Here is a 26,620-nt window from a genome sequence, read left to right on the forward strand (position 1 = left end):
TTCTCAGCAGCAAGTTTTCATGGGTTAGGTTGGAGAAACTGGCCCGTCTGACTGAGATAAAGCTGGGGCACGCTTTGGTGCCGAGTAGGCATGACAAAGCTATCGTCAAAGCTCTTAAAGAGGGTGGTGAGCATGACGCTGCCAGAAAAGTTGAAGCCCTGATTCCGACTGAGAAAACATCACCTCCTGTCGCCGCCTATACGTCAGAAGCGAGGCGGATGACAGAACGTCAGGGTTTTGATCTCCCCACTGCCAGACGCGAGATCATGGCGTTTTGGGAACAGTCCGGAAATGACCTGAAGACGTTCCGCTGCCTTCTTGCTGAGAAAAACTGGCGTATGCGACCGGGAGACCGCACGGACCGACGGCGGGAAGCCCATGTCATTGAGACTGGACTTGTAACGGTTTTGTGCCGGTTGACTGAGCGTTTAAAGCTTTCAACAGGAAAGGCATGAGACCATGGCAATGAAGCAGACAGAAGAGTTTCGACGCGAGGCGGTCAGGATCGCGCTGAGCAGCGGTTTGTCCAGGACACGGGTTGCGGCGGATCTGGGGATTGGCAAATCAACGCTGAGCCACTGGATTTCGCAGTATCGGTCGACTGATCTAACAGTGCCTGAAGCGTCGACGGACCTCATCCGGGAAAATGAACGTCTTCGCCTGGAAAACCGTGTCCTGCGGGAGGAGAGGGAAATATTAAAAAAAGCCACGCAGTTCTTCGCGAGCCAAAAGACGTGAGGTTTGCGTTTATCAGGGCACATCGTGACCGTTGGCCTATCGCCGATCTGTGTCGGGTTCTGCAGGTCTCGACGCGTGGCTACCGCGCATGGGTTTCCCGGCCCATGTGCGAGCGCCAGCGCACCGATCTGAAGGTTCTGGCGCATATCCGCGAGCATTATGCCCTGAGCAACCGGACCTATGGCCGTCCGCGGATGACCATGGAACTCAAGGAAGCAGGGCTTGCTGTTGGTGAACGCCGTGTGGGACGACTGATGAAAGCCAACGGTATTCGTCCCGTACGGACACGTCGGCACAAAGTCACGACCGATAGTCGGCATTCTCTTGGTTTTGCTGACAATATTCTGGACCGCGCCTTCATGGCCGATGCCCCCAATCGCAAATGGGCGGGCGACATCAGTTATATCTGGACCAGTGAAGGCTGGCTTTACCTTGCCGTCGTCATTGACCTGTTTAGCCGCCGCGTTATCGGTTGGGCCGCCAGTAACCGGATGAAAAAGGATATCGCTATCAGGGCACTCGATATGGCGATGCGTCTACGCAACCCACCATCTGGCTGTATTTTCCATTCTGATCGCGGCAGCCAATATTGCTCCCATGATTTTCAGAAGAAACTGACCAAATACAGGATGATACCGTCCATGTCCGGCAAGGGAAACTGCTATGACAACGCCGTGGTCGAGACCTTTTTCAAGAGCCTGAAGGCTGAAATGCTTTGGAGACAATGTTGGCCAACACGGCGTCAGGCAACAGCCGCCATCTTTCAATACATCAACGGCTTCTATAACTCGCGACGGCGCCACTCCTATCTCGGGAGTATCAGCCCACTCGCTTTCGAGGCCAAAGCCGCGTAAAAGAAATTACATACCGGCACAAAACCGTTACAAGTCCAGTGAGGCTCTGACTCTCCATCGTGCTGATACCTGTGTGTTTGTGGAACTCGACTGGGTGCCGGCGGCGATGCATCAGGCTGAGGATCGCGGACACCGGGCAGGTCAGACGGCGAAAGGCTATCACATCATCACTCTGCTGGCGCATATGCCGGACAGGCAGAATCTGGATGAATATGTGGCAAAGGTGCTGATTGAAAAACTCGCCAACATCAACACGATCCTCGACGAAAAGGCTGGTATTGCCGGCAGGCGCATCGAGGGGACGGATGCCAGTGTACGAAGCCGTGTGATCGCCGCCCTGATGTCTGAAGCCCAGCGGACGGACGTTGCAAAGAACACCCAGGTCGCGGCCGCGCGGAAGCGGGCACGCCAGCGCTCCAAAAAACAGTAACGCTTTTCAGACTGATACGATCAGTTCGAATCTATAACGGCTTAAGCTGGTATTTTTCAGAAACGAGTCTTGCGCGCTCTGGCAGAGTTAACGGTGTAGTATTTCTTGGTCTGTTTTTATTGTGTGATCTGATCCTGATTTTTCCCAGGCTTTGAGGTCTCACACCCTAAATTCCCCAAAGGATTTTGTTCTTATCCGATCTGGTATCGGTTTTTTGCGTGTGGGTTCCTCGTCCCGCAATACTTGTAAACGAGAAAATCAATGTCTGATCATACAACTACTTCTTCTGTAGTGGAGGCGGATCTTATGCAGCTCGTGGCCCTGCACCGGCTGCTTGACTTTGCCATAAGCCAATCGCTCGAAGGCAATACGGACGACCGTATCTTGGAGGGCGTCGTCATTCTGACGCGCATGATCGGTCGCAAGGTCCGGTGCGTGACCAGCAAGATTCTGGATGGCGAAAGCTCCGGCTGCGACTGACGCTCTCCTCCTCACTCATATCCCCTTCTTCCCTTAACAGGCGCGCTCAAATCGCGCCTGTTCTCGTTTCATTAGGAAAATAAAGAATGTTTCGCTCTTCAGAAGACGCTACGCCCTCCCGTTTTCACCCCACTGAAGCTGATCTGATCACCTATCGGGACCTTGCTCGTGCTCTCGGTGCCCCACCGAGTGAGGCCATCTGCCGGTATCTCGGGCCGGCCGGCCAGCATCTGGTCTTCATCGGTGAGTCTGGTCAGCGGGACTGGGCCCGCGTCGATGCCCAAGCGAGGGCTCGCTGGCCTGATCTGCCACCGACAGGGAAGATGGCTTCCAACGGCAAGATCTTGGAATCCCTTCCCGAACGTGTCGTTTACCAGATCCTTGAGTCCTTGAAGCACGAGGATATGGAAATCGATCTCCATCAGCCGATTATGGCTGACGTCGGGGCGGAGAAGGCGGACCTGACATTGCGCAGGAGAAGTGCTGCCTGCTTTATCGAGGTCATTGGTTCCTGTGGACCCAACCGCATTACCCGGAACGACCACGAGTTGCGGGGATTGGAGCGCTTCGAGCGGCGTGAAGCCTTCTACCGCCGTGTTGGCATCACCCCAGTCTGCATCTTTCTCGATCTTTTGGCGCGCCCGGAAGACCTGAAGGCACTCTGCCAGTCTCTGGTGGACCGGATCGCTGACGACGGGCGTGACAAAGAGATGTCGCTCTAAGAAGGACCGATGTCTGAGGCGTGGGACGACCGGAACTGGAGCTCCCGCGCCAGGAATGGTAGCGCAAGACATCAGTTTTGGTATCCGGCGAGGAACCGAACGGTGTCAAAAATCGCGAAAAAACCGTCTTGCTGTTTCAGGAATGTCTCATACCCTGATTGTAACAGGGAAACTGGCGCATGATTCGAGGCTCAAGCCCCGAGCATCGAGTGAAGTCAGCTTCCCTTCATGGAGGTTGTGACAATGTCCGGAACAACAGCGGATGACGGAGATCTGAAAGCACTGCCTCGCCGGATCCGATGTTCAATCGGTTTCCCAAAACCGGAGCATCATCATGTCAGCGGCTAAAAGAAAAACTGTCGCAATAGAGTCTCGTGGGTCGTTACGTTACGCGGCTGCTGCGGCGTATATCGGCATCGCTGAAGGAACGTTGCGGAACCAGCATGAGACGCTGGGAATTCGGTCGTTGAAAATTGGCCGGGTCCGGTGTTTTCGTATAGAGGATCTGGATGATTTTATTGCGAGGAAGATTCTGGAAACAGAGAGAAAGCAGCTCCGGAAAAAGCGGCGGGGGCGCGGGGAGAGTTTGCTCTTCAGTCCGGATTTCAGTTTCTGGCTTGTGATCGCGGCCCTACTGCTTGTGGTTCTGGTCAGGCTGTCCTTCCTGACAGCCTGACGGAAACGCTAGTCCTTGTCGGCAAAGTTACGCTTTTCATATGCGATGGCTTTGGCGGCAAGATCTTCCGTGTGGGGTTGATAGTACCGGTCCAGAGACTTGATATCTTTGTGACCCGTCACGCGGCGGAGTTCGAGCGGGTTCGTGTAAATCTTTGCGAGGCGGCTCGTCGCCTCATGTCGAAGGTCATGGAAGGTGAGATCCCGAAGGCCAGCTTTCTTCGTCATACGTCCGAACCGGACCGAAAAAGCATCTTTGCTCCCAATATCAAAGACGAGATCTCCGGGCCGGCTGGATTTGCGTTGTGCCTGAAGAGTCCGCAGCAGGCGGGCCGCACCGGGTGTCAGGGGACGGATTTCCGGGCCACGTTCGATGGCGCGATGCATGGTTTTCGTTTTTCCCAAGGACAAGGCGTGACGATCAAAGTCAATGTCACGCCAGCGGAGTGTCAGGGCTTCCTCCCGTCGGGTGCCTTGTTCAATGGCAAACTGGACGAAGGTTACATCATCAGGCCAGGGCGATGTTGCCATGGCTTCCAGCAGGCGGTCGTATTCATCGCCAATCAGACGACGGTTGCGCTTCTTGTCCGCGCCAGCGGGCCGCTTGACTGCCGTTGCGGCAGCCGGGTTTTTTGAAAAGGGCAGGTCCCACTCCGCGATCGCATGCTGGCAGATCGCAGCGAGCAGGTTGAGGCGTTTGACCACCGTTGCGGCGCTGTATTTTTCAGCCAGCCGATCCCGGAAACCACGGACTGCCGTCGGGGTCAGATCGACCAGTGGCAGTTGTGCGATCTCGTCCTGAAGGATGGCGGGGATGTGACCTTTGCGATCATTCTCCCGGGTCTGCATCTCTTCGCGCACATAACGGTCGACCAGTTCGCGGACTGTCTGACGTTCCAGCGGTCGCGTGTCCTCAAACTGTCCGAGTTCCAGCTTGGCGGACGTCGTGTCCAGCCAGCGTCGGGCCAGTTTGGCCGAGGTGAAGGTTTGATGGATCCGCTCTCCGCCTGCAATGCGCTTGCGGGCTCGATACTGGCCCTTGCCGCGATATTCAACTCCGGCAGGGAGCGGACGCCCTGTCGCTGGATCAATTTTAGCAGAAGTGATTCGATCTTTCATGGTGAGCCTCGCTTGGGCCCAGCATAGCCTTTTCATGGGCCCATTGGGACCATGCGCTTATCGTCTTTTTTGGCGATGGGCCCAAGGTGGGCCCAAAAGCAGTCAATCATTCCGCGACCAAAACTCTAAGTCATTGGAAAGATTGGCGTCCCGTACGGGATTCGAACCCGTGTTGCCGCCGTGAAAGGGCGGTGTCCTAGGCCTCTAGACGAACGGGACTGGAGGCTGCGTTGGGCTTTGATCTAGAGATGTTTGAAACGGTCGTCAAGCCGTCTTGTGTGGTTTTTGTCAGAAATAGGAGAGGTGGAGGGATCGAAGAACCGTTAATTGGTTCTTTTTTTGCGTGTTGCTTGCTGGTTTGTTGACCTGATTTTCACTCTGCGTTTTGAGCAGAGTGAAAGTCTCATGCTCTGGATTGCGACGCGGCGGCGTTAATCCGCTCCAGGAGGAGAAAGCGGCGCATATTATAGACGATATTGGCCAGCCCGATCCTCATGGTGGCTCGCGTTATGCCTACGGTTCGTATGAACAGTCCTGTCTGCGCTTTCTGATCGGCAAAAACATGTTCGACACGCGACCGGATAACGGACTTTCCTGCATTCGATTTCTGGATATGTCGTGGCAAGGGCTTGAGATAAGGCTTTTTCCTGTGAACCTTCGAGACAAAGCCATGCTTTTCCATGAAATCCTCATTGGCTTTTGAGCGGTAGGCTGTATCTGCCCAGACATCAGACGCCGTATTGCTGTGATCAAGAAGCCCCTCACGTAGTCTGACACCATCGCTGGCGGCGGCATCCGTCGTCTTCCATTTGCGGATCAGCCGAAACTTTCGGTCGATGGAACTATGCGATTTATAGCCAAAGAAAGGGATGGCGAGATCCGTAGACGGGATCGTCCCGTCATCCTGACGCTTTGCCTTGGTGAATTTCAGGGTCCAGCGTGCATGACGATCTTTATGGGACAGCTTTGAAGGCTTGTCCCGCCAATCCTGTGGGATCCGTCCTTCCCGCAGATCGGCCTTCTCCCCATTGGTATTGCGCTGCTTTGGGGCCGCTACCAGCGTAGCGCCCAGGACTGGCCTGACATCGGCAGATAACCGGCATTCCGCAGGATCGCATCAAAGCGGTTGAACAAAACATCAATTGCTCCCGCCTGTGTCAGACGCTCACGAAACAGCCACACGGTCTTGGCATCAGGCATGCGCTCAGACAGTCCCAGACCAAGGAAACGCATGAAGGAAAGACGGTCATTGATCAGGTATTCTGTCCGTTCGTCCGACAGGTTGTTCAGCGTCTGGATGACCAGAATTTTGAACATCAGCACTGGATCAAACGGAGGACGACCGCCTTTGCTTCCGCCTGAATAGGCCAACGCCTTGTTCAGCTCCGGACGGAACACCTCAAACTCGACAGTACGGGAAAACGCTTCAAGTTGGTCACCAAGCCCACTCAACCGAGCAAGCCGCTCTTCAACATCAAAGAAACCAGACTGCGTCATGAGCCACTCCTCCAGTCATCACACAAGAGAGGGAATCACAGAGAAAGACCCAAAACCAGAGGGTTTTTTGAACCCTCCACGTGATGGTTCTGAGACGGTGATGGGGGGTAATATTATGTATATTTAAAGGGATATGATTATGTGTAAATAATAAGCGTTATATTTTTGTGAATTTGAATTATTATTTAAAATAAATATGGATGAAAATTTTTCTGATGATTTCGGAAGGTTTGCAATATTTTTTCTGGACAGAAGATCGGTCACACTATGACCCGAGGTATGTCGACCAATTTGCGGCGGCTGATGCTGTTGTTCATCACGCCTGGACGATACGACATAATGAAAATGTAACCTGCTGGCATTGTAAGAGGGAGGTGCAGGAGATGGTCTTTTGGGGATGGAAAGATGTTTTGTCTGGTCGATTGGGGATCGCTTAAGTAAGCAGAGAAACGGGGCTTATTTTATAATGGCCCCTTGTTTCGGGCGTTTGTCATGAACTTGCTAAGACCAGCGTTAATGGCTGTCTGGAATGCAGCAAGAGTTTCTGCTCCCACATAATGTTCCAAGCCTTCTGCATCAATGCGTGCGTTTTCAGGACTTACACCAAGTGCGAGGAGGAATGCTTCAACAATACGATGACGGTTGCGGACTTCTTCCGCCAGTATTCGGCCGGTAGGCGTGAGAAAGATGCCTCGGTATGGCTTACGGGCGACAAACCCTTCATCTGTAAGGCGAGTGAGCATTTTGGCGACTGTTGGTTGGGAAACACCAAGACGTTCAGCCAGATCGACCTGCCGGGCTTCCTGGCCTTCATCCAGAAGGTCGGCAATCAGTTCTACGTAGTCTTCTACCAGAACATTCTGCCTTGCTGCGCGGTTGGCGCGAAATCCTTCCGAATGTGTTTCTGCATCGGGGAGAATATCGAATGAATTCATACGGTGTTGCGGCCTATTGATCTTAGTCTGTGGAGGACGGACGCCGGAGAACGTTGAGAGACAGCCTGTCCATCATTATTCCCGAGAGAATAATTTATCACGCATGGAATATCAAGCTGAAGGAGATGTGACGTCATTTTGATGGTGCTTTGCCAATACTTTTTAATATAGCATATTGCATATCATAGCGAGTTAAGCTCTAGTCTGTCATTATGTCTAACTCCTCTCCTCCCAATTGTGTTGCTTCAGAAAAATCTGGCTGGCGTTTTGCTAGGCCTACTGAAGCCGATAGCAGTAGCCTGCCTGAAGTTTTTGCCAGTGTGCGGCTGCCGGGGGAAAATGCGTCCTGGTTCCGGCGTTTTCTGGCATTTGTGGGGCCGGGCTATATGGTTTCCGTCGGGTATATGGATCCGGGAAACTGGGCGACAGATCTGCAAGGTGGCGCGCAGTTTGGCTACACGCTGCTGGCTGTGATCATGCTGTCCAACCTGATGGCTATTCTGCTTCAGGCTTTGTCTGCACGGTTGGGGATTGCGACGGGCCGTGATCTGGCGCAAGCCTGCCGCGACCATTTTCCACCCGGCCTGAATACTGTCTTGTGGCTGGCATGTGAACTGGCGATCATAGCGTGTGATCTGGCAGAGGTCATTGGTACGGCTGTGGCCCTGCAATTGCTTTTTGGTATTCCCTTGGTGGGGGGTGCCGTTATTTCTGTGCTGGATGCCTTTATTGTCCTGTTTCTGATGAACCGTGGCTTTCGCTATCTGGAAGCCTTTATCATCGGACTTTTGAGCATTATTGCCATCTGCTTTGCGGTGCAGGTTGTGGCGGCGGCTCCACCATTGGCTGGAATAATGAAAGGGTTTCTGCCGTCTTCGCAGATCGTGATCAATAGCCGCATGCTTTATATTGCTATTGGTATTATTGGGGCGACAGTCATGCCCCATAATCTTTACCTCCATTCCTCCATTGTGCAGACGCGTGCGTTCGAACGTACATCTTCCGGGCGGCGTGAGGCCATTCGCTGGGCAACATGGGATAGCACCATAGCGCTGATGCTTGCCCTTTTTATTAACGCTTCAATACTGATTGTCGCTGCTGCTGCCTTTCATACGACGGGCCATCAGGATGTTGCGGAAATTGAGGATGCCTATCGGCTTCTTTCCCCCATTCTGGGGCTTGGAATTGCGTCTACCCTTTTTGCAGTCGCTCTTCTTGCCGCAGGGACCAACTCCACCATAACCGGCACATTGGCTGGCCAGATCATTATGGAAGGCTTTCTGCGCCTGCATATTCCGCATTGGGCGCGCCGTTTATTGACGCGGGGGCTGGCGATTGTTCCGGTGATTGTGGTGACATCTCTGTACGGTAGCAAGGGGGTAGGAGAACTGCTGCTGCTCAGTCAGGTTATTCTGTCCATGCAACTGCCTTTTGCGGTTATTCCGCTGGTCATGTTCGTTTCTGACCGGAGAAAAATGGGGGAGTTTGTTATCTCCCGTAAAAGTGCCGTTCTCTCCTGGGTTGTTGCATCGCTTATCTTACTTCTTAACTTCAAGCTGCTGTACGACACGATTTTCTAGGTGCTCCATCCTTTTGGGTTTCTTCTGCAAAGGGGGCTGTGTTGCGTCCATCAGAAACCGTAGCGGCCGCTATTTTGTAATTGGGGCTTCTTTGAAAGATATGCAGGTGGTTTCATCAGTAGCTCAGGCGTAGGCCACGCGTTTTTGTTGTGTGTCTGTGTGACCGGTAGTGTGTCGGTCATGAGAATCCAGCCTTCTGCTTCTGAACGGGTTACACCCACCGTTTGCGCTTTGTCGGGCGGGGAGCTGGATAGTCAGGCAGCTTATGATCCTATGATGAGGCTGTTTTTTGTACGGAGCCGAGGCGGATGGTTGTTTGGGAAGAGACCTGTTTCGGCCGAAAGAGCAGAGTATGCTGGGGAATGAACAGCATCTTGTTACGTTGGAACCCGTGGGACTTTTTGTTGCTCGCACATTTGCTTTTGATAATGGGTGCCGGGATACCCGCTTATGCCGAAGATATTTTGCGTAACGTCCCTATACGGACGTGCCACTTTTCTCTGGGGCAGCCTGTTTTCTGCCAACAACCCTATTCTGGGCAGGCAGTGATAAAACAGTCAGGTGTATTTCGTGTTTGCAAGATCAGCCTTGGGGCTGTTTCTTTTTGTCAGGCTCCGTACACAGGGCGAAGTCTGACAAAAATGCAATCAGGCCTTTATGAGCAATGCGATATGACGCTTGGCCAGATCCGATTTTGCTATGGCCCTTATACAGGAAAGGCGGTCTTGCAACCGGAGTTGCAATGACCGCCTTGTTGTGTGTGTGAACTATTTTTGAGTGTCGTCAGCCAGACCGCGAGAGGCCAGCATGGGGCCAATATCAGGATCTTTGCCATAGAAAGCGCGGAACATGGGGCCGTAGTCCTGCGTATGGCCACGAGAGAGGATCATGTCACGGAAGCGTTGACCGTTCTGGCGTGTCAGACCACCGTGCTTTTCAAACCATGCGAATGTGTCGTCATCCAGCATTTCTGTCCACAGATAGGCGTAATAGCCTGCGGAATAACCGTTAGCCCAGATATGCAGGAAGTAGCTGGAGCGGTAACGGGGAGGAACGTTTTCTGTATCCAAGCCCATCTTGGCAAGGGCTGTTTTTTCAAACGTATCCACATCCTGTTTGGGCGCTGAAGCGCTTAGGCTGTGCCAGTCCATATCCAGTTCCGCTGCGCTCACAACTTCACCAAACTTGTAACCCTGATTGAATTTTGCGGCCTTTTTTAACTGCGCAACGAGGGTGGCGGGCATGGCCGCCCCTGTCTTGTAATGGCGGGCGTAGTGGTTCAGCACTGTGGCATCCAGTGCCCAGTGTTCATTGAACTGGGAGGGGAATTCCACAAAGTCTCGTGCCACGGATGTGCCCGAGACAATCGGGTAAGTCTGGCTGGCAAACAGCCCATGCAGCGCATGCCCGAATTCATGAAACATGGTTGTGACATCATCAAACGAGATGAGGGCAGGCTGGCCTGTGGCTGGTTTGGCAAAGTTGGCGACGTTATAGACAACCGGCTTTGTGCCTAGCAGAGTGGACTGGCCAACAAAGTTGGACATCCAGGCGCCGCCATTTTTATTGTCACGCTGGAAGTAATCAAAATAGATCAGCCCCAGTGCCGAACCATCTTTGTCAAAAACTTCAAAAACCATCACATCGGGATTATAGACGGGAATATCCGTGCGGCGTTTGAAAGTAATACCGTATAGACGGTTAGCGGCAAAGAAAACACCATCCTGAAGTACAGTATTCAGTTCAAAATATGGTTTGACCTGATTTTCATCAAAGTTGAACTTTTCCTTGCGGAGTTGGTCTGCATAGTAAGACCAATCCCAAGGCTTGAGCTGGAAAGACGTGCTGCCCTTGGGGGTGCTTCGCTCTATCAGGCTTTGCAGGTCACGGACTTCCCGTTTTTGCTCTGTGGCAAGGGCAGGAACGATCTGTGAAATGAAGCTGTGAACGGCTTCTGGCGTTTTGGCCATCTGGTCAAAAAGAACATAGCTGGCGTAATTCGGGTAGCCGAACAGAGCCGCCTTTTGCGCGCGCAGTTGCGCCAGCGTGGCGATGGTTTCACGGGTGTCGTTCTCACCACCCTTTTCTGCACGGTTCCAGGATTGCTCGAACAGTGCCTGACGCGTTTCCCGGTCTGTCAGCGCTGCCAGTTGAGGTTGCTGCGTGGTGTTCTGTAGGGGCAGGAGCCATTTGTCCGTTAGCTTGCGGTCTTTGGCGGCGTTCAGGGCATTGGTCAGGGCAGCATCATCAAGCCCTGCCAGTTTGGCTTTGTCTGAAACAACCAGAGCGGCGGCTTTTGTGGCTGCCAGAAGCTTTTGCTGGAAGAGTGTTTCCAGCTTGGAAAGCCGGGTGTTCAGATCGCGCAGTTTGGCTTTGTCTGCATCAGAAAGCTGAGCACCTGCGTGGATGAAGGCCTGATAATAGACATCCAGCACCTGCTTTTGTTCGGCATTCAGGCCCAGCGCGTCCTGCCGTGCGTGCAGATATTGTACGCGGGCGAACAGTTTGGGGTTGAGGTAAATACTGTCCTCATGTGCAGAGAGCTTGGGCCCAATGATTTCCTGCACTTTGTCCAGAGTCGGATTTGTGTTGGCGGAGTACACACCGCTAAAAGCTTCATTCACCCGGTCAAGCAACCGCCCGGAGCGCTCCATGGCGGCAATGGTGTTTTCAAAGCTTGCGGCTTCCGGGTTGTTGGCGATGCGGTTTATTTCTTCCGCCTGTTCCACCATGCCCTGTTCAAACGCGGGTTGGTAATCTGAATCCTTGATCAGATTAAAGGGAGGGGCATGGTAGGGGAGGGGGCTTTCTGCCGCGAACGGATTTGAGGCCGGTAGGGGGGCGGCATTCGCAGTGAAAGTCCAGCCTGTCAGGCAGGTGGCGGCTGTCATGGCGGACAGCCAGGAACGGCGGATCATACTGTTCTCCTTGAGGCCCGGACCCTTGGTCAATCCGGTATAACGTCAGTCATTCCAAGGCATGCTTCCTCCGGGTTATGGGGCAGAAACAAGGGTGTCAAGGCAGCCCTGTGTCTTTTATGATACAGGATAAAAGAACGGAGAGAATCAGGCCTTTTGGGCCTCGCAAAAAGCAGAAAAATTGAATAAAGACGCTCTGCACACTCTATTTCGAGCGTTAGATGCTTCTCGAGACATGAATAGAGTGCATGAATTCCCTATAGCTATGCATTGCGATGACGAAAACTGTGTCAAAAATGCAGCATTTCTTGAGCAAAATATTGCACACCCGGAATTTTGGGATCGACCGATTGGGAAATTGCCTCTTAATAGGGGCACCGCTTTTTAAAAAGCATTTAACCTTTAAGTTTCGGGACTGTTTTGAATGATACATGGACATCGTAGGAAGAAGGGGAGTTCGCTTTCCTTCTCTTTGCTCTACGTTTTGCCCGTTCTGGTAGCTGGTTTGCCCAGTGCAGTGAATGCGGCTACGACTGCTACTGCTCAGTCTGACAGCACAGCGACGTCGGCTTCTACACCTAAAAAATTGACTGCGAAGAAAGTAGCCCCGTCAAAGGTGGTCCCCTCTTCTTCTAAAACAATCCAGCAGGCTCGTACTGCAGATAGCGCAGCGGGCGGTACTGAAGCTGTAACGGTTACAGGTTCTTTCCTGCGGCAGGGGCGTAATACTAGCCCTAATCCCGTGCAGATTATCAGTTCAAAAGATATTCAGCAGACTGGTATCACGAACGTAGGGGACTTCCTGCAGCGGATGCCTTCCATTGGTTCCAGCGGTCTAGGCAATGCGGATACCAACGGTGGCGATGGGGTGTCTTGTACAGATTTGCGCAACCTTGGCAGCAGTCGTGTTTTGGTCCTGATTGATGGCAAGCGCGTAACTCAGACCGGCATGAGCGGCGGCTCCTGCGTAGACATGAACACCATTCCTGTTATGGCGATTCAGTCTATTGAGATCCTGAAAGATGGTGGTTCTGAATTGTATGGTGCTGACGCTGTTTCCGGCGTTATTAACATCAAGATGCGCCATAATATCAACACCGGCGGCATTAACGTGCGTGGCAACATCACGCAGCGCGGCGATAATCGTACAGGTCTGATTTCTGGCTACAAAGGCTGGAATTTTGACCATGACCGCGGCAACATCACCATTATGGGGCAGTACGACACCCAAGGTGGCGTGATGATGAAAGATCGCGCTTGGTCCCGTAATCCGCAGTCAAACGATCCAGCCGATCCTGCCAGTGTCAGCTACGGGTCTATCATTTCAACTCGTGGTACTTACTTTGGTAGCGATACGTGGAACAGCAACAACCAAGGTGGTTTGGTGCCGTATAGCGCGGCTAACCGTTACAATTACAACAAAGACACGTCTCTGCTGAATAATACGCAGAACGGAAGCCTGATGGGTGATGCCCATTATGACTTCAACAAGCACTTCACGCTGTACTCTAACGTTATGTACAGCCACAAAACCTCTTGGACCCAGATGGCCCCTATGCCTGCAATGGGTAGTGTGGCGCCTTCTACGTTGCCAAGTGCTATTTGGATCCCAGAAAATTATCCTGGAAACACGTCTGGTGAGGAACTCCAGATGTACCGCCGTATGGCTGAGTTTGGTAACCGTAAAACCGAAACGGCTGTGGACAGCCTGACCGCCAAAGTCGGTGCCAGTGGAGAGATCATTGCGAACTGGATGTATGATGCGTCCTTTACCTTTGGTTCCACCATGTCCAGCTTTCAGACCTCTGGTGTGGGTGACTACTCTAAACTGCTGCGCGAATGGGGCCTTGATGCCGTAACCCCTGGTGATTCCGGCTCGGACCTAATGTATAACCCGAATTCATGCGTTGGTTATACTGGTTGCGTGCAGTCAAGCGCATTGGCTGCGCTGTCTCCAGAAGCAGCAAAATATGCCAACTACACGGAACACGATCATTCACAGTACACCATGCGTGACTTTAACGCACGCATTCATAACGACCACGTTGTGAAAATGCCTTATAAGGGCGGTGGTGATCTTGGTATCGCTCTTGGTATGGAACATCGTGGCGAGCAAATGAGCTACCATCCGGACCCGCTTATTGCGTCGGGTGGTTCTCTAACCAATACTGTTCTGCCAACAGGCGGCGGTTTTAACGTGTCAGAAGCGTACCTTGAAGGTAACCTGACCCTATTGCACAACGTGCCATTTGCCAAAAACCTTTCTGTTGATGGTCAGGGCCGTTATTCCAGCTACAATACCTTTGGCAGCACCTATAACTGGAAAGCCGGTATAAACTGGGCGCCAGTGCGTGATGTTGCTTTCCGCGGTACATTGGGTACGTCCTTCCGTCAGCCAAGTGTGTCTGAGCTGTATGGCGGCACGCTCATGAGCTATAACGGCGCAAATGATCCGTGCGATATGTCGCAGATCACCACTTACGGCGGTCGTCAGGCTGCTGTTATGGCAAACTGCATGAATAGGGGCATTAACCCATCTACTTTCCAGCAGTCTGGCTCAGGTCAGGTGCCAACTCTCAATGGTGGCAACTCCAAGCTCCAGCCTGAAACTGGCCGTACCTACACATTTGGTGCTACCTTTACGCCACATTGGATCCCGGGTTTGAGCACCAGTGCATCTTTCTGGCATTACAATGTGTCTCATACCATTAGCGCACTGAGCACACAGTATGTGCTTGATAGCTGCTACACGGGTAGTGACCCCAGCATGTGTAATAATATTACCCGTTTGTCCAACGGTCAGATCAATACGGTTTCTGCATTGAATGCTAACTTGGGTAGCATGACGACCAGCGGTGTGGATTGGGACCTGAGCTATCGCTTCCGGGTTTCAGAGGCTGACTGGTTTATGGTTGAGAATAATTTCCAGCGCCTTGTAAGCTTTAAGCAGCAGATGACACCTGGTGGCCCCCATTATAACTATCTTGGGTCCATTACTTATCAGTCTCAGGGCACTTCCAACCCAACAGTACGTGACTACGCAACATTGAGCTGGCATCATAACAACTTCAGTGTAACGTACATGATGCAGTATATCAGCGGCATGCACTGGAATGACGGCACCTATACCATTCATAAGGCTGATGGTTACGGTCGTGTCAGCACACCCTCAATGGTGCTGCAGGATCTGACATTCAACTACAACCTGAAACGCTGGAACTTCCAGTTCGAGATTCAGAACCTGACGGACAAGCAGCCTCCCTTCCTTGTTAATACGTCAAGTAACAGTAATGACTCTACTTATGGTGGTTGGTATGCAGGCCGCACCTTTCTTTTGCAGGCAGGCATGAATTTCTGACCTATGACCTCCCGGCTGAAAAGCCGGGAGGTTTAGGTTTTTTATTGTGATTTTAAAATATCTTTTTGTGTGATCGAGAATTTTGATCACACAGGATAGACGCTCGCTTCTATCCTCTCATCATCGAACCAATATAGACAGCAGAGAGTATACTGCTTGTTTTTACCTCTCTCGCTTCGGGTAAGATGAGTTCATTATTCTTAAAGCTTTTAAAGCCCCAGCAGCGTAAGCTCTTTTTGCAGGTGTGGTGGTAGGTTGGAGATCTGGGATGCTGTCAGGTCTTTGGGCGCGTCTTTGCTTTCCAGATACCGCCAGCCCTGAAAGGGGCGCAGGGCGCGGGGTTCCACGCGGATGATTTCTGGAGAAAGCAGAAAAAGAGTGCCCTGAGTGCCATCGGGACGCGTTTCTGTCTGAATATCCAAGACGCGCTGGCGGCATTGGATAAGGCCGCTGATAACCCGATAGAGAGAGCCACCTTCCAGAATGTCGGCGGCACGGCGGGGGTAGGAGCGGGTATGAACTACCGGCAGAGCGCCGTGCTCCGGGTGGAGGCGGCTGTTGAGCGGCTTTTTCTGCCGCTCTATCAACTCTTCCAGTGAACTGACACCCACAACAAGTTTGATCAGGTTAAGCATGGTCTTAGTCTAGAACAAACCGGGACCAAGGAACATTCCGATTTTGCAGTCATGCTCCGCTGTCTTTTTATCAAGACAGCGGAGGGAGGGGTGTGTCGGGTGTATTAGAGAGATTGCGCCTGTTGCACAAAGCTGGTCAGGAAGCGCTCTGCATCAATTTTCTGCACAATGGTTACTTCGCGCACATGCATGGTGCGTGGGGCGAGATCCTTGGGCCAGACATGGGCGTGGCCATAGTGGATACCCTTGCTGATATCAATATCCATGTAGGCTTTGACGGACTGCTGCACCAGAGAAGGGTCTGCGGTAATCGCGGCTGCCATTTCATCCCACATGGGTAAGGGGGAGTAGTATTTGCTCAGGTAGCCGGTAACAGGTGTGGCCTTTTTGGTAATTTTGGCCATGTAATCTTTGGTCATCATCACATCGTTCGAGATATTGCCCACCACGGTGATGGAAGCCCATGGCGCGGTCAGGGTAATATGGGCTGCTTCCGGGTCAAAAATCATATTGAAATCAGAAGCGAAATCCGCGTTGCCGGTAATGGACATCATGTTGGTGTCCAGCAGCCCACCCATAAAACAAGCTGTTTGGCGGTGGCGGCAAAAGAGGGGTCAAGCCGAATGGCAAGCGCCAGATTGGTCATGGGCCCTGCCTCAAGAATGGTAACCTGATGCGGATGTTCATGCACCATGCGAATCATGAACAGGGCGGCGCTTTCTGCCGCGGCAGGCGTTTTGGGTGCGCCTTCAGCCAGTTTTGGGAGATCCGGCTGTGTGTCGGGTACTTTGTCCATGGAGCCCAGGCCGCCCCACGCGCCTTTCCACGGAATACGACCGAACTGCTGTTCACGCAGTTTCATGAGCGGAACGCTGTTGATTAGAGGATAGACTGCGCCATCCGCGACCGGAATCTCGCTTTTGTTGGCAATTTCCAGAAAGCGCCGCAGATGTGCGGACTCTGCGTTTTCCCAGTCATCTCCTGTGCTGACAGTAAAACCCAGCACCTTGATGTGCGGGTTGGCCAACAGGGGGATGACAGACTGGATATCTGACCCACCCGGCCCCAGAAAATCATTATCTTCAATGACAAGGGCGGGCTCCTGCGTTCCCTCGGCGTGGGCATGGGGCTGCGCTGTGGAGAGCAGGGCCAGTGCTGTTGCAAGGGCGGTTGTCAACCGCAGAGCTGAACGACGAAAGAAAGAGGGCGAACGCATGCGGAGCCTCGGTTTTGAGAAGAATGGCAGCCCTCCGGAGAGAACCGAGACGCACTATAGAGAGATGTGGAGGGGCATCAAAAGCAGTATCACGAGAAAGGCGGCAAAAAAGCGCGGAAGCCCGGCTCGTCTCATAGCGTGAGTGGGGATAGAGGCTGATCTGGGTGCAGGAAAGCATGATCAGGAAGAGGCTGGTCATAGCCGCGCCTGAGGGGCAGGAGGCGCGGGGTGCGTCTGGCTTTGTAAAAAGATGTGTGGTGGTTTTCTTGAGCCCTTGGAACTTTTTACAGCACCAGCGCGTGCAGAAGGGCTTCCAGCCGCAGGCGGCCTTCCGGCGTAGCGCGTAGGGTTGTGGCGCTGCGTTGCAGATACTCTTCTTCAATAGCGGCGGCCAGAATGGTTGGGTCTGTGGCCTGTTCCAGTGTCAGGCCTGTGCGCGCTTCAAAGCGGGGAAGTGTCAGACCCTCGCTGACACGTAGGCCCATCAGCAGCATTTCACGCGCCCGTTCCAATGGCACGAGGGCTTCCTGAGAGGTCTGGCCGGTGCCTGTGCGTTCTACCAGATCAGCCCATGGTTCCGGGGCGCGGTGGCGGCGGGTGGCGAACAGGTCCGTGCCTTGCGTGACGCGCCCGTGTGCGCCGGGGCCAAGCCCCAGATAATCTCCGTAGCGCCAGTATGTCAGGTTATGGCGGCTTTCACTGCCCGGCTTTGCATAATTGGAGACCTCATACCCGGCGAGCCCATGGCGGCCAGTGACGGTTGCGGTTTCCTCATATAAGGCGGCGGCCTGGTCTTCATCTGGCAGGGTAAAGGCACCGGTGCGATATAAGGCTTCAAATTTGGTGCCGGGTTCGATGGTCAGTTGGTAGAGAGAAACATGGTCCGCCACTAGCTGCAGGGCGGTATCCAGTTCGGCTTTCCAGTCTGCCAGAGATTGGCTGGGGCGAGCGTAGATCAGATCAAACGTGATGCGCGGGAACAGGGTGCGGGCTGTTTCCAGTGCGGCGAGTGCCTGCCGGGCGGAATGTTGCCGCCCTAGAAACTGGAGTGATGCATCATCCAGCGCCTGTATGCCCAGAGAAACCCGGTTGACGCCTGCCTGACGGAAGGCGTTCAGGCGGCTTGCTTCCACACTGGTGGGGTTGGCCTCCAGTGTGATTTCCATGTTCGGCAGGGGTTCAAACAGGCTGGTGGCGTCTTCTATCAGGGCCGCCACGCTCTCCGGCGCCATCAGGGATGGCGTGCCTCCGCCAAAGAAGATGGAGCCGAGTTTGCGACGGCCAAGGCGTGCGGCATCGTGCGCGAGTTCTGTGCGCAGCGCTTGAGCAAAGCGGGCTTCCGGCATCCTTTCCCGTACGTGTGAGTTGAAATCACAGTACGGGCACTTGGCCAGACAGAATGGCCAGTGGATGTAGAGCGCAAGGGGTTCGGTGGACTGGGTCAGATAGCCACCTTGACGCCCAACTGCACCACGCGATCAGGCGGGATGCGGAAGAACTCCATGCTGGATGTGGAATTGCGCGCCATGAACATGAACAGGGACATGCGCCAGTGGGACAGGCGCGGCACGGAAGACCGGGTGATGAGTTCGCGTGACGTGAAATAGGAGGCCTGGAGGGCGTCAAAATCCACGCCATTGGCCTTCAGATCTTCCAGTGCCCGCGGGATATTGGGCATTTCCATAAACCCGTAACGCAGGATCACGCGGTAGATGTTGGGAGCCAGTTCTTCAACAGAAACACGGTGGCCTCGGTCTGCTTCCGGCTGATCAAGGTTCTGCACGGTCACAAACAGCACATGGTCATGCAGGATCTTGTTATGCCGCAGATTGTGCAGCAGGCACGGGGGCACAAAGTCCGGCGTGCCTGTCATGAACACGGCCATGCCGGGCACGCGGATAATGCGGGACTGGGGCAGCCGCGCAATAAAGGAGCCCATAGGCAGACTGTCCTGCCGTTGACGGCTGACAATCAGGCCGCGTCCTTTTTTCCATGTGGTCATCATCAGGGTCAGAACACAGCCCAGTAAGACCGGCACCCAGCCACCATCTGGAATTTTGAGCGCGTTGGCGGAAAAGAAGGTGAGGTCAAGCAGCAGGAAGCTGCCGAACACGGCGGCGACTTTGTAGCGTGACCACTTGAAGTGGCGGCGGAAGACCACAATGGCCAGAATGGAGGTGCAAATGAAGGTGCCGGTAACAGCGATGCCGTAAGCTGAGGCCAGCGCATCAGAACTACGGAAGGCTACAACCAGAAGCACGGCTCCCACTGCCAGAAAGCGGTTGAAGTCTGGCAGGTAGATCTGGCCTTCTTCTTCCGCATTGGTGTGGGTAATGCGCAGCCGCGGCATGTAACCAAGCTGGATAAGCTGACGGCAGATGGAGAACCCACCAGAAATACCGGCCTGGCTGGCAATAACCGTTGCCAGTGTGGACAGCACGATCATGGGGGCCTGCATCCAGTGCGGGCACAGCAGGAAGAACGGGTTTACCAACGCTTTGGGGTCGGAAATGACCAGCGCCGCCTGCCCGAAATAGTTCAGCACCAGCATGGGCAGTACAAAAAACAGCCACGCATAACGGATGGGCGCACGGCCAAAATGCCCCATATCGGCATACAGGGCTTCCGCCCCGGTTACGCACAGCACCACGGACCCTAGGGCAAGGAAGGAAAGCTTGCCGTGATAAAAGACGAACTCCAGCGCATAGGTGGGGGAAAGCGCCATGAGAATGGCCGGGTGATGCAGGATTTCCAGCAGCCCCAGAACGCCCAGAGTGCCAAACCATAGCAGCATCACAGGCCCGAATATGGCCCCAACTTTGCCTGTGCCGATCCACTGGACACTGAACAGGCTTATAATGACGATGATGGCGAGGGGGATGACAAAATCATGTGCCGCCGGAACACTGACCTCCACCCCTTCAATGGCGGAGAGCACCGAGATGGCAGGAGTAATGATGCCATCCCCAAAGAACAGACAGGCCCCGACAATACCAACCAGCCCCAATGCGGTTCTGACCTTGGTGCTGGTGGCCACGCGCTGGGCGAGAGAGGTGATGGCAAGAATACCGCCCTCTCCATTATGGTCGGCCCGCATGATGAGCAGGACATATTTGACCGTCACGATGAGGATGAGCGTCCAGAAAATTAGACTGGCGACGCCCATGATCTCCCACGGTGCAACGGAGTGATGGCCGGAGATGACTTCCACAGTGGAGCGGAAGGCGTAGAGCGGGCTGGTGCCGATATCGCCATACACCACGCCCAGCACGCCCAGAAGAGCAGCAAACCCTACGGGGGCGGCGGTGTGTTGTGGTTGGTCCGCATCAAATTCGGTAATATGACGTGGCGCTGGCTGCTCGGCCGCATGGGGCTGCGTGGATTTACCGGAATCGGCCCCGGCGGGTGTGCTGGTTGGATCGGTCATGTCAGTTCTGGCTCCACGTGGCGCGTGGGAGGTCACTCCCGGCGGTCTGCATAAGGCGGGTTTCCATAAAGAGGCAAGTCATCACTGGATATCCGTCAGGGGGAAGCCGGGCGGGGGCCAAAAATGGCAGTTCCCACCCGGACCATGGTTGCCCCCTGTGCAATGGCCACAGGATAATCAGCGGACATACCCATGGAGAGCACAGGCAGGCCATGTTCGTGCGCCATGCTGCGGAGAAGCTGGAAGTGGGGTGTGGGGTCTTCCTGCGCCGGGGGAATGCACATCAATCCCCGCAGTTTGTTTCCAAAACGCTGGCGGCAGGTGCGGATAAACGCATCAGCGTCCTCACGCGGGACGCCGAATTTCTGTGGTTCATCGCCCGTGTTTACTTCAATCAGAAGGTCAGGCAGGCGGCCCACGGTTTCTGCCGCATGGGCCAGAGCATCGGCCAGGGCAGGGCGGTCCAGACTTTCAATCATGTCCGCCAACCGCACAGCATCGCGCGCCTTGTTGGTTTGCAGGCCTCCAATCAGATGGAGGCGCAGATCAGGCGTCTCTTCCCGCAATGGCGGAAACTTGGCGGCTGCTTCCTGCACCCGGTTTTCACCAAAAACGCGTTGGCCCGCCGCTATGGCATCTTGAATGCTGCTGGCGGGATGGAATTTGGAAACAGCCACCAGTGTTACGGAGGCGGGGTCTCGCCCGGCATTGCGCGCGGCGGCGTCAATACTGGCGCGGACATGTTCAAGCCTGTCCGCAAGGGAGGATGATGGGGCCATAAAAACAAAGCTTCTCAAACAACAAGGATAAGGCCGTGCTCCATCTTCCCTGACCATCTGGAAAATGGGCAAGGAAAAGGCGGGCGCGTCCTTCTTTTGCCACTTTAGCCGACAATGGCCGAGAAGGGCACCCTCCCTCTCCGTGGCTGTGCTGAGAGACTGTTATTCAGGTTTGGGCAGAGGATCGAATGTGAGAATGATTTTGCCGGAATGCTGCCCACTTTCCATTTCCTGATGGGCCTTGACGACATCCGTGAACGGAAAAGTGGCATGGATAATGGGGCGAATGGTACCGTTTGCCAGCAGCGGCCAGGCCTGTTCTTCAAGTTGGCGCGCAATACGGCTTTTGGTGGTGATATCGCGCGCCCGCAAGGTGCTGCCCGTAACAATCAGCCGCCGGGTCATGATCCGGGCAAGATCCGCTTTTTCCGCTTTGGCTCCCCCCTGCAGGGCGATGATCACCAGCTTGCCATCCACGGCAAGAGAGCGGAGATTGCGGTCCAGATAGGCGCCGCCAATCATATCCAGAATGAGGTTAACGCCTTTGCCTTCCGTCAGCTCACGCAGGCGCTCGGCAAAGTCTTCGTCCTTGTAGTTAATGGCGGTGGCACCCAGCGTTTCGCACAGGGCGCATTTCTCGGCTGTGCCTGCGGTGACGTAAGGAATGCCCCCAAATGCTTTGACAAGCTGGATGGCTGTGGTGCCGATTCCGCTTGAACCACCGTGGATAAGCACCTTCTCCCCTTTGGAGATGGGGGCGGGCATGAAGAGGTTGGACCACACCGTGAAAAATGTTTCTGGCAGAGCGGCGGCCTGCACGGCGTCAAACCCGTCCGGCCATGGCAGGCATTGGCCTGCGGGCACAAGGCAATATTCCGCATAGCCACCGCCATTGGCCAGAGCACACACTTTGCTGCCTATGGCGGGCATGGTCTGATCTGCCAAGGCTGTACCGCAGGAAACAACTTCGCCTGCAATTTCCAGGCCCAGGCGCGGGTTGGCTCCCGGCGGAGGGGGGTACAGCCCTTTCCGTTGCATGATATCCGGGCGGTTAACACCTGCGGCGATTACGCGCACCAGAACCTCCCCCCGCCCAGGCTGTGGAATGGGGAGTGTTTCAATCTGCATGACGTCGGGCGCGCCGGGTTCTGTAAAACAGACGGCTTTCATCGTGCCTGACGGGTGCGTGTTGGTTGAAACGGTCATGATATGCCTACCGGTTGAACAGAGCAGGAAGCGCATCAAGCCTTATTTTGTTTCAAACCAAAAGGGCCGGGGGCTTCACGTCTCGGATAGGGAGGTGAGGCGAAAGCGCAGAGAGTGAGCCTTTCCGCAAGGCTCAGGGTCTGTATTTCTCTCCCGCCAGTTCGCGGCGGGTGCGTTCCAGTTCTTCCGCATAGCGGCGCAGGACATAGCGCTCGCTCAGCAGGCCGAGCACCTGTTTCTTCTGGTTGATGACAGCGCAGGCCGGGCGGCTGGTGCGCTCGAAACAGGCCAGAGCGGCGGAAAGAGATGTTTCTGGCAGAAGCGCTTCATCATCCGCCGGAACCAGATCCAGCAGGGGGGTCATGTCTGTGTAGCGGGTGGCGTGGAAGGAAACGTTTTCCACCAGCCCTTTATAGTGGCCCTGTTCGTCACGCAGAATGATGTAACGCGGCGTATGGGAGGGAAAAGCCAGGCGTGCCCCGGCAACAGTCTCGCTGGCAGGGAACGTTACCACTTCCGTGCGCATCATCCGCTCCACGGTCAGGCTGCGCATCCACCCGATATCGACCCCGGAGCGGATATTTTCCCCTCGCAGATGGAAACGCCATGTGGCGAAGGAATAGCCAAACGTACGCCTTACAGTGATGGAAGAGACAATGGCCGAGACCATGACGGCGCTTGTCAGCGGCAGGCTGCCTGTTGTTTCCAGCGCCAGAAAGATCATGGTCATGGGGCCGCCGATGACAGCGACCGCCAGAGCGCACATTCCGACCACGGCACAGACCGAAACCGGCAGCGTGATGAGAGGGGAGATAATCCCGGCAAAAACAGCGCCCGTGAGCACGCCAAGATACAGCGAAGCAAAAAACAGCCCACCCCGGAAACCTGACCCGATGGAAATGGCGGATGCCAGCGCCTTAAGCCCTAACAGGCCGAGCGCTATCAGAAAGGGAGGAGTGTCGCTCAGGCTGGAGCGCATGGCCATGTGCCCGGAGGACAGCACGGAGGGGGAGATAAGCGCCAGCAGCCCAACCAGCAGCCCTCCGATGGCGGGCCGTAGCCAGATGGGAACGGGCAGGGCGTGCAGGGCGCGTTCTGTAAGGGTGACGCCTTTCATAAGCGCAACAGCGACCAGTGCGGCCACGGCCCCGAGCAACGTGATGGGAAGATAGGCCAGGGGTGGAATGGCGGGAGGCGTCAGTACGCTGACGGGTGGCAGCACCATACCGGTCAGATGCACCACACCAATGGCGACCACTGCGGCAAGTGCCACTGGGGCCAAGGCCGTAAAGGTGTAGGAACCGATAATCAGCTCAAAAGCATAGAACGAGCCAGCCAGAGGAGCATCAAACGCCGCGCCGATCGCGCCAGCAGCGCCGCATCCGACCAACAGGCGTACATCCGCCCGATGCATGCGTAACTGGCGGCCAAGGCGAGACCCGAAGGCGGCGCCAAGCTGGCTGAATCCGGCTTCCAGCCCAAGGGAAGCACCGCAACCGTTGGACAGCACGGTCTGCGCACCTACGATCAGACTGTCACGCAGGGACATGCGCCCCCCATGCAAAGCATTGGCTTCCACGGGGTCTACCGGTCTGAACCGTGTTTTGCGGGCAAGCGCATATCCCCCCAGCCCCAGCAGCAGGCCGCCAAGGCTTGGCACCAGCAGGGCACGCGCGGGCATGATAGATGTCAGCCCGGAAAGGCGGTTTGATCCGGGCGCCAGTAAATGGTGTGCCAGAAAGGTGGCGGCTGTCATAAGGCTGACAGTTCCCCCCGCCAGAAGGCCGACAACGGCGGCGAGGGCAACCAGCCAGAGGGTATCCGTGCGCACAAGTGCTCTGACCGCTGCCAGAAAACCGGGCAGGGTGGCGTGGGTGCGTATGTGGCCCAGAAAGCCCGTCATGGTTGCGGCAGGACTGGCTGGTGAAGGTCCATCCACTGTGTCACGAGGATGACGGTGCCTGTTTTGGGGCAGAGGAGCAAAGGTTTTTTGCGCATATCGGCCTGATAGCGCGAGATATGCTCTGAATTGAGTGATATTTTAAAAATATTCCGGCTGCGGGCTGTGAGAATGTGAAAAAAGCCGCATGTCAGGCTCATCCTGACAGATAATCAACCGGTTTTCGTTCCTTTGCGGTTGAAAACCAAAAGCTGAACCGGAAGAATGCTGCCGGTTCAGAAGCGTTCATTCAGCATGGAAAGAAAAGGAGAAAAGAGGACGCGCTTCAGGGCGTGGATGCTGGCGGTTGGGCGGCCAGAATCCGGGTGATGTCATCATCCGTCAGAGCGTAATGGAAGAAGGTCTGATAGAAATTGCGGAGATCCTGCCGCATATCCAGATCAGCAAATTCTGCGGGATGGAACAGCTTGGCCGCCCATTCCAACTGAAGCAGTTCTTCACACCCGTACCGGTCCCACGGAAAGACGCCTTGTGGATTACGAACCCATTTCCCTTTCTGAAAAGCCGGAAGGGAACGGAAGGGGGAAGAGGCATCAAGTTCTCCCACCGTTGGTCCTACAATAACGATATCCGGATTCCAGGTTGCAATCTGCTCAAACGTGGTGGGGCGATGGTTGCCGGAGACAGTAGCTGCGTTTTCCCCTCCCGCTGCTTTGATCCATGTATCAATCATGGTGTTCTGGCCATCTATCTGGAGCGGGTTCAGAGTGGCGATATGCAGCACCCGTGGGCGGCTTGCGGCTGGCAGTTTGGCAACCCGGCTGTGCAGCAGGGTGATGAGGGCGTCCATTTTCTGCCGATAGACGCCCGCGACCTCACGGGCCTGCTGGGTGCCGAGAGCTTCGGCAGTCATGTCAATAGACTGGAGCATCTGGGGCACGGTGGTGTATTGCGCGTGCAGAGTTGGCAGCCCCAGTTTGCGCAAGGCATCCGCCTGCCCACGCTGGGGCACGATGACCAGATCAATATGGCGGGCGAGAAGGTCTTCCGGATTGACCGTATCCGGGTGGACACCGGTTTCGGCTTTCAGCAACACTGGTGCGATTTTGAATAACCAAGGGCGGTCTGACGGTTTTTCCGCAGTCACCTTGATTTTGTCCGCAGCCCCCAACATGACCAGAAGCTCATTATGCGCAAACCACAGATCAGCAATGGCGGTGGGGTTATCCTTGATCTCAACGGGGGTGCCGCTCATATCCACAACAGTACGGGCCTGCGCGGAATGGGCAGAAAGAGGAGAAAGGAGGACGCCAGCCAGTGCCGTGCCCAACAGGCCAGCCAGAAGAAAAGAACGGCGGTTTTTAGAGCCTGAGAGCGGAAGGGCGCGCATACGAACCTCAATAAGATTTAAGTATATATTATAGAATATGGTGCGGCGGGGTGCAATGTGCGGCACCACCAGACTGTTGCCCGGTAAAAGGAGAGTAAAGCATGCGCCAGCACAAAGTGATGTTGGGAGATAAGGTGCTGTATCAGGCGGCTCAGCTTTCTCACGCTAGGCGTTTTGCTCAGGCGCGTCAGGCAGAAGGAGTGGCCTGTTATGTGGTGCCGGACACCACAGCAAAGAAACCGAGGAGTGTTCGCATCAACGCCCTGACAGGTCAGCCCTATAAGAAGCCATCATGTCGGAATGGAGTTGGCCCGCACCGTTCCGCTACGGACGATAGTGCCTCGTGAGTCGACAGCGCGCGTATTTCAGAGGTGTCATGATCATTGCCCCTAGATCGTTGCCAAGACCCAGATGTGCTTTGAGCCCCCTTTTCCTGCGCAAGAGGGCATGCATACTGCCTTAGCTGGCCTTGCAGATTTGGCAGGGTTTTTGAACCAGAAGCAGCACCAAACAAAGACCGAGGCAACGCCATGGGCCATAATTATGCAAAACCGCTGACATCAGGCCAAAAAATTGAACGTCTTCTCAGCCGTATTCCACCATCATGGGTAATCAAGCTGGAGCGCCAGACAGGGACGGCGGTATGGCGAGCCCTTGCTCATGCGCCGGATACCGATGGCGCATGGAGTGATGAGCATATGGACCCCGCCGATGCCCTGGAAGACACCTGGCGGCGTAACCGAACAGTGATGGTGTAAGGC

At 54.8% G+C, this 26,620-nt stretch carries 20 protein-coding genes, 1 tRNA gene and 2 pseudogenes; 10 read left to right on the plus strand and 13 right to left on the minus strand.

The window, feature by feature from the left end; all coding sequences use genetic code 11:
- Positions 1–218: 218 nt before the first annotated feature.
- From ASN_RS19715 to ASN_RS12130, 6 genes are all read left to right on the plus strand, one after another.
- Positions 219–455 carry a hypothetical protein gene (locus tag ASN_RS19715; protein WP_157765178.1) on the plus strand — a complete coding sequence of 79 codons (237 nt, stop codon included), beginning with the start codon at positions 219–221 and terminating at the stop codon, positions 453–455.
- Between the two features lie 4 nt (positions 456–459).
- Positions 460–1,592, plus strand: a protein-coding gene (locus ASN_RS12110; RefSeq protein ID WP_099048311.1) for an IS3 family transposase whose coding sequence is annotated in 2 segments (ribosomal slippage) — positions 460–697 and positions 697–1,592 — 1,134 coding nt in all. Because the reading frame shifts where the segments join, the coding sequence is not laid out codon by codon here.
- A gap of 73 nt (positions 1,593–1,665) precedes the next feature.
- Positions 1,666–2,022 (plus strand): hypothetical protein, encoded by a 357-nt coding sequence (locus ASN_RS12115; protein ID WP_157765179.1) that lies wholly within the window; start codon positions 1,666–1,668, stop codon positions 2,020–2,022.
- Between the two features lie 306 nt (positions 2,023–2,328).
- The gene (locus ASN_RS12120; protein ID WP_231948198.1) at positions 2,329–2,502 is read left to right on the plus strand and encodes a hypothetical protein; all 174 of its coding nucleotides are present in this window, start codon (positions 2,329–2,331) and stop codon (positions 2,500–2,502) included.
- 86 nt (positions 2,503–2,588) lie between these two features.
- Positions 2,589–3,224, plus strand: coding sequence for a hypothetical protein (locus ASN_RS12125; protein ID WP_058988318.1), 636 nt, complete (start codon positions 2,589–2,591; stop codon positions 3,222–3,224).
- A gap of 334 nt (positions 3,225–3,558) precedes the next feature.
- The gene (locus ASN_RS12130; RefSeq protein WP_058988319.1) at positions 3,559–3,900 is read left to right on the plus strand and encodes a hypothetical protein; all 342 of its coding nucleotides are present in this window, start codon (positions 3,559–3,561) and stop codon (positions 3,898–3,900) included.
- Positions 3,901–3,908: 8 nt separating this feature from the next.
- On the opposite strand, the gene ASN_RS12135 is transcribed toward ASN_RS12130, so the two are convergent.
- The 4 genes and pseudogenes from ASN_RS12135 to mntR all read right to left on the minus strand — a co-directional run bounded on the left by ASN_RS12135 (position 3,909) and on the right by mntR (position 7,450).
- A complete protein-coding gene (locus ASN_RS12135; RefSeq protein ID WP_058988320.1) occupies positions 3,909–5,018 on the minus strand; it encodes an integrase in 1,110 nt (369 codons plus the stop codon).
- Positions 5,019–5,161: 143 nt separating this feature from the next.
- Positions 5,162–5,237, minus strand: a tRNA-Glu gene (locus ASN_RS12140).
- Between the two features lie 184 nt (positions 5,238–5,421).
- A pseudogene (locus tag ASN_RS12145) lies at positions 5,422–6,515 on the minus strand (IS5 family transposase).
- 461 nt (positions 6,516–6,976) lie between these two features.
- Positions 6,977–7,450: a manganese-binding transcriptional regulator MntR gene (gene mntR / locus ASN_RS12155; RefSeq protein WP_058988322.1), complete on the minus strand. Its 474-nt coding sequence runs from the start codon at positions 7,448–7,450 to the stop codon at positions 6,977–6,979.
- A 212-nt stretch (positions 7,451–7,662) separates the two neighbouring features.
- Between mntR and ASN_RS12160 the strand changes: the two genes are divergently transcribed.
- Complete coding sequence (locus ASN_RS12160) at positions 7,663–9,030, plus strand: Nramp family divalent metal transporter (RefSeq protein WP_058988323.1); 1,368 nt, start codon at positions 7,663–7,665, stop codon at positions 9,028–9,030.
- 767 nt (positions 9,031–9,797) lie between these two features.
- Here the strand turns inward: ASN_RS12160 and ASN_RS12165 are convergent.
- Complete coding sequence (locus tag ASN_RS12165) at positions 9,798–11,948, minus strand: M3 family metallopeptidase (RefSeq protein ID WP_058988324.1); 2,151 nt, start codon at positions 11,946–11,948, stop codon at positions 9,798–9,800.
- A gap of 616 nt (positions 11,949–12,564) precedes the next feature.
- Here ASN_RS12165 and ASN_RS12170 point away from each other — a divergent pair.
- Entirely contained in the window at positions 12,565–15,306 is a 2,742-nt protein-coding gene (locus ASN_RS12170; RefSeq protein WP_082666675.1) for a TonB-dependent receptor domain-containing protein, read from the plus strand.
- Positions 15,307–15,515: 209 nt separating this feature from the next.
- Here the strand turns inward: ASN_RS12170 and ASN_RS12175 are convergent, their stop codons facing one another.
- The 8 genes and pseudogenes from ASN_RS12175 to ASN_RS12215 form a co-directional block, all read right to left on the minus strand.
- The gene (locus tag ASN_RS12175) at positions 15,516–15,941 is read right to left on the minus strand and encodes a DUF1489 family protein (RefSeq protein WP_058988326.1); all 426 of its coding nucleotides are present in this window, start codon (positions 15,939–15,941) and stop codon (positions 15,516–15,518) included.
- A gap of 104 nt (positions 15,942–16,045) precedes the next feature.
- A pseudogene (locus tag ASN_RS12180) lies at positions 16,046–17,157 on the minus strand (nucleoside hydrolase).
- A 284-nt stretch (positions 17,158–17,441) separates the two neighbouring features.
- Positions 17,442–18,602, minus strand: coding sequence for a radical SAM family heme chaperone HemW (gene hemW / locus ASN_RS12185; RefSeq protein WP_058988327.1), 1,161 nt, complete (start codon positions 18,600–18,602; stop codon positions 17,442–17,444).
- A complete protein-coding gene (locus ASN_RS12190) occupies positions 18,599–20,584 on the minus strand; it encodes a potassium transporter Kup (protein WP_058988328.1) in 1,986 nt (661 codons plus the stop codon). Before ASN_RS12190 ends, hemW begins: the two co-directional genes overlap by 4 nt.
- A 95-nt stretch (positions 20,585–20,679) precedes the next feature.
- On the minus strand, positions 20,680–21,363 hold the full coding sequence (locus tag ASN_RS12195; protein WP_058988329.1) for a YggS family pyridoxal phosphate-dependent enzyme: 684 nt from the start codon (positions 21,361–21,363) through the stop codon (positions 20,680–20,682).
- Between the two features lie 162 nt (positions 21,364–21,525).
- Complete coding sequence (locus tag ASN_RS12200; protein WP_197603285.1) at positions 21,526–22,569, minus strand: NAD(P)H-quinone oxidoreductase; 1,044 nt, start codon at positions 22,567–22,569, stop codon at positions 21,526–21,528.
- A 133-nt stretch (positions 22,570–22,702) separates the two neighbouring features.
- The gene (locus ASN_RS12205) at positions 22,703–24,472 is read right to left on the minus strand and encodes a chloride channel protein (protein WP_058988331.1); all 1,770 of its coding nucleotides are present in this window, start codon (positions 24,470–24,472) and stop codon (positions 22,703–22,705) included.
- A 322-nt stretch (positions 24,473–24,794) separates the two neighbouring features.
- Positions 24,795–25,859: an ABC transporter substrate-binding protein gene (locus ASN_RS12215; RefSeq protein ID WP_231948199.1), complete on the minus strand. Its 1,065-nt coding sequence runs from the start codon at positions 25,857–25,859 to the stop codon at positions 24,795–24,797.
- 101 nt (positions 25,860–25,960) lie between these two features.
- Here ASN_RS12215 and ASN_RS12220 point away from each other — a divergent pair, with 101 nt between their 5' ends.
- Both ASN_RS12220 and ASN_RS12225 read left to right on the plus strand, forming a co-directional pair.
- On the plus strand, positions 25,961–26,206 hold the full coding sequence (locus tag ASN_RS12220) for a hypothetical protein (protein WP_058988333.1): 246 nt from the start codon (positions 25,961–25,963) through the stop codon (positions 26,204–26,206).
- Between the two features lie 183 nt (positions 26,207–26,389).
- Complete coding sequence (locus ASN_RS12225) at positions 26,390–26,617, plus strand: hypothetical protein (RefSeq protein WP_058988334.1); 228 nt, start codon at positions 26,390–26,392, stop codon at positions 26,615–26,617.
- Positions 26,618–26,620: the final 3 nt, after the last annotated feature.

This window comes from Acetobacter senegalensis, from assembly GCF_001499615.1.
GTDB classification, from domain to species: Bacteria; Pseudomonadota; Alphaproteobacteria; order Acetobacterales; family Acetobacteraceae; genus Acetobacter; species Acetobacter senegalensis.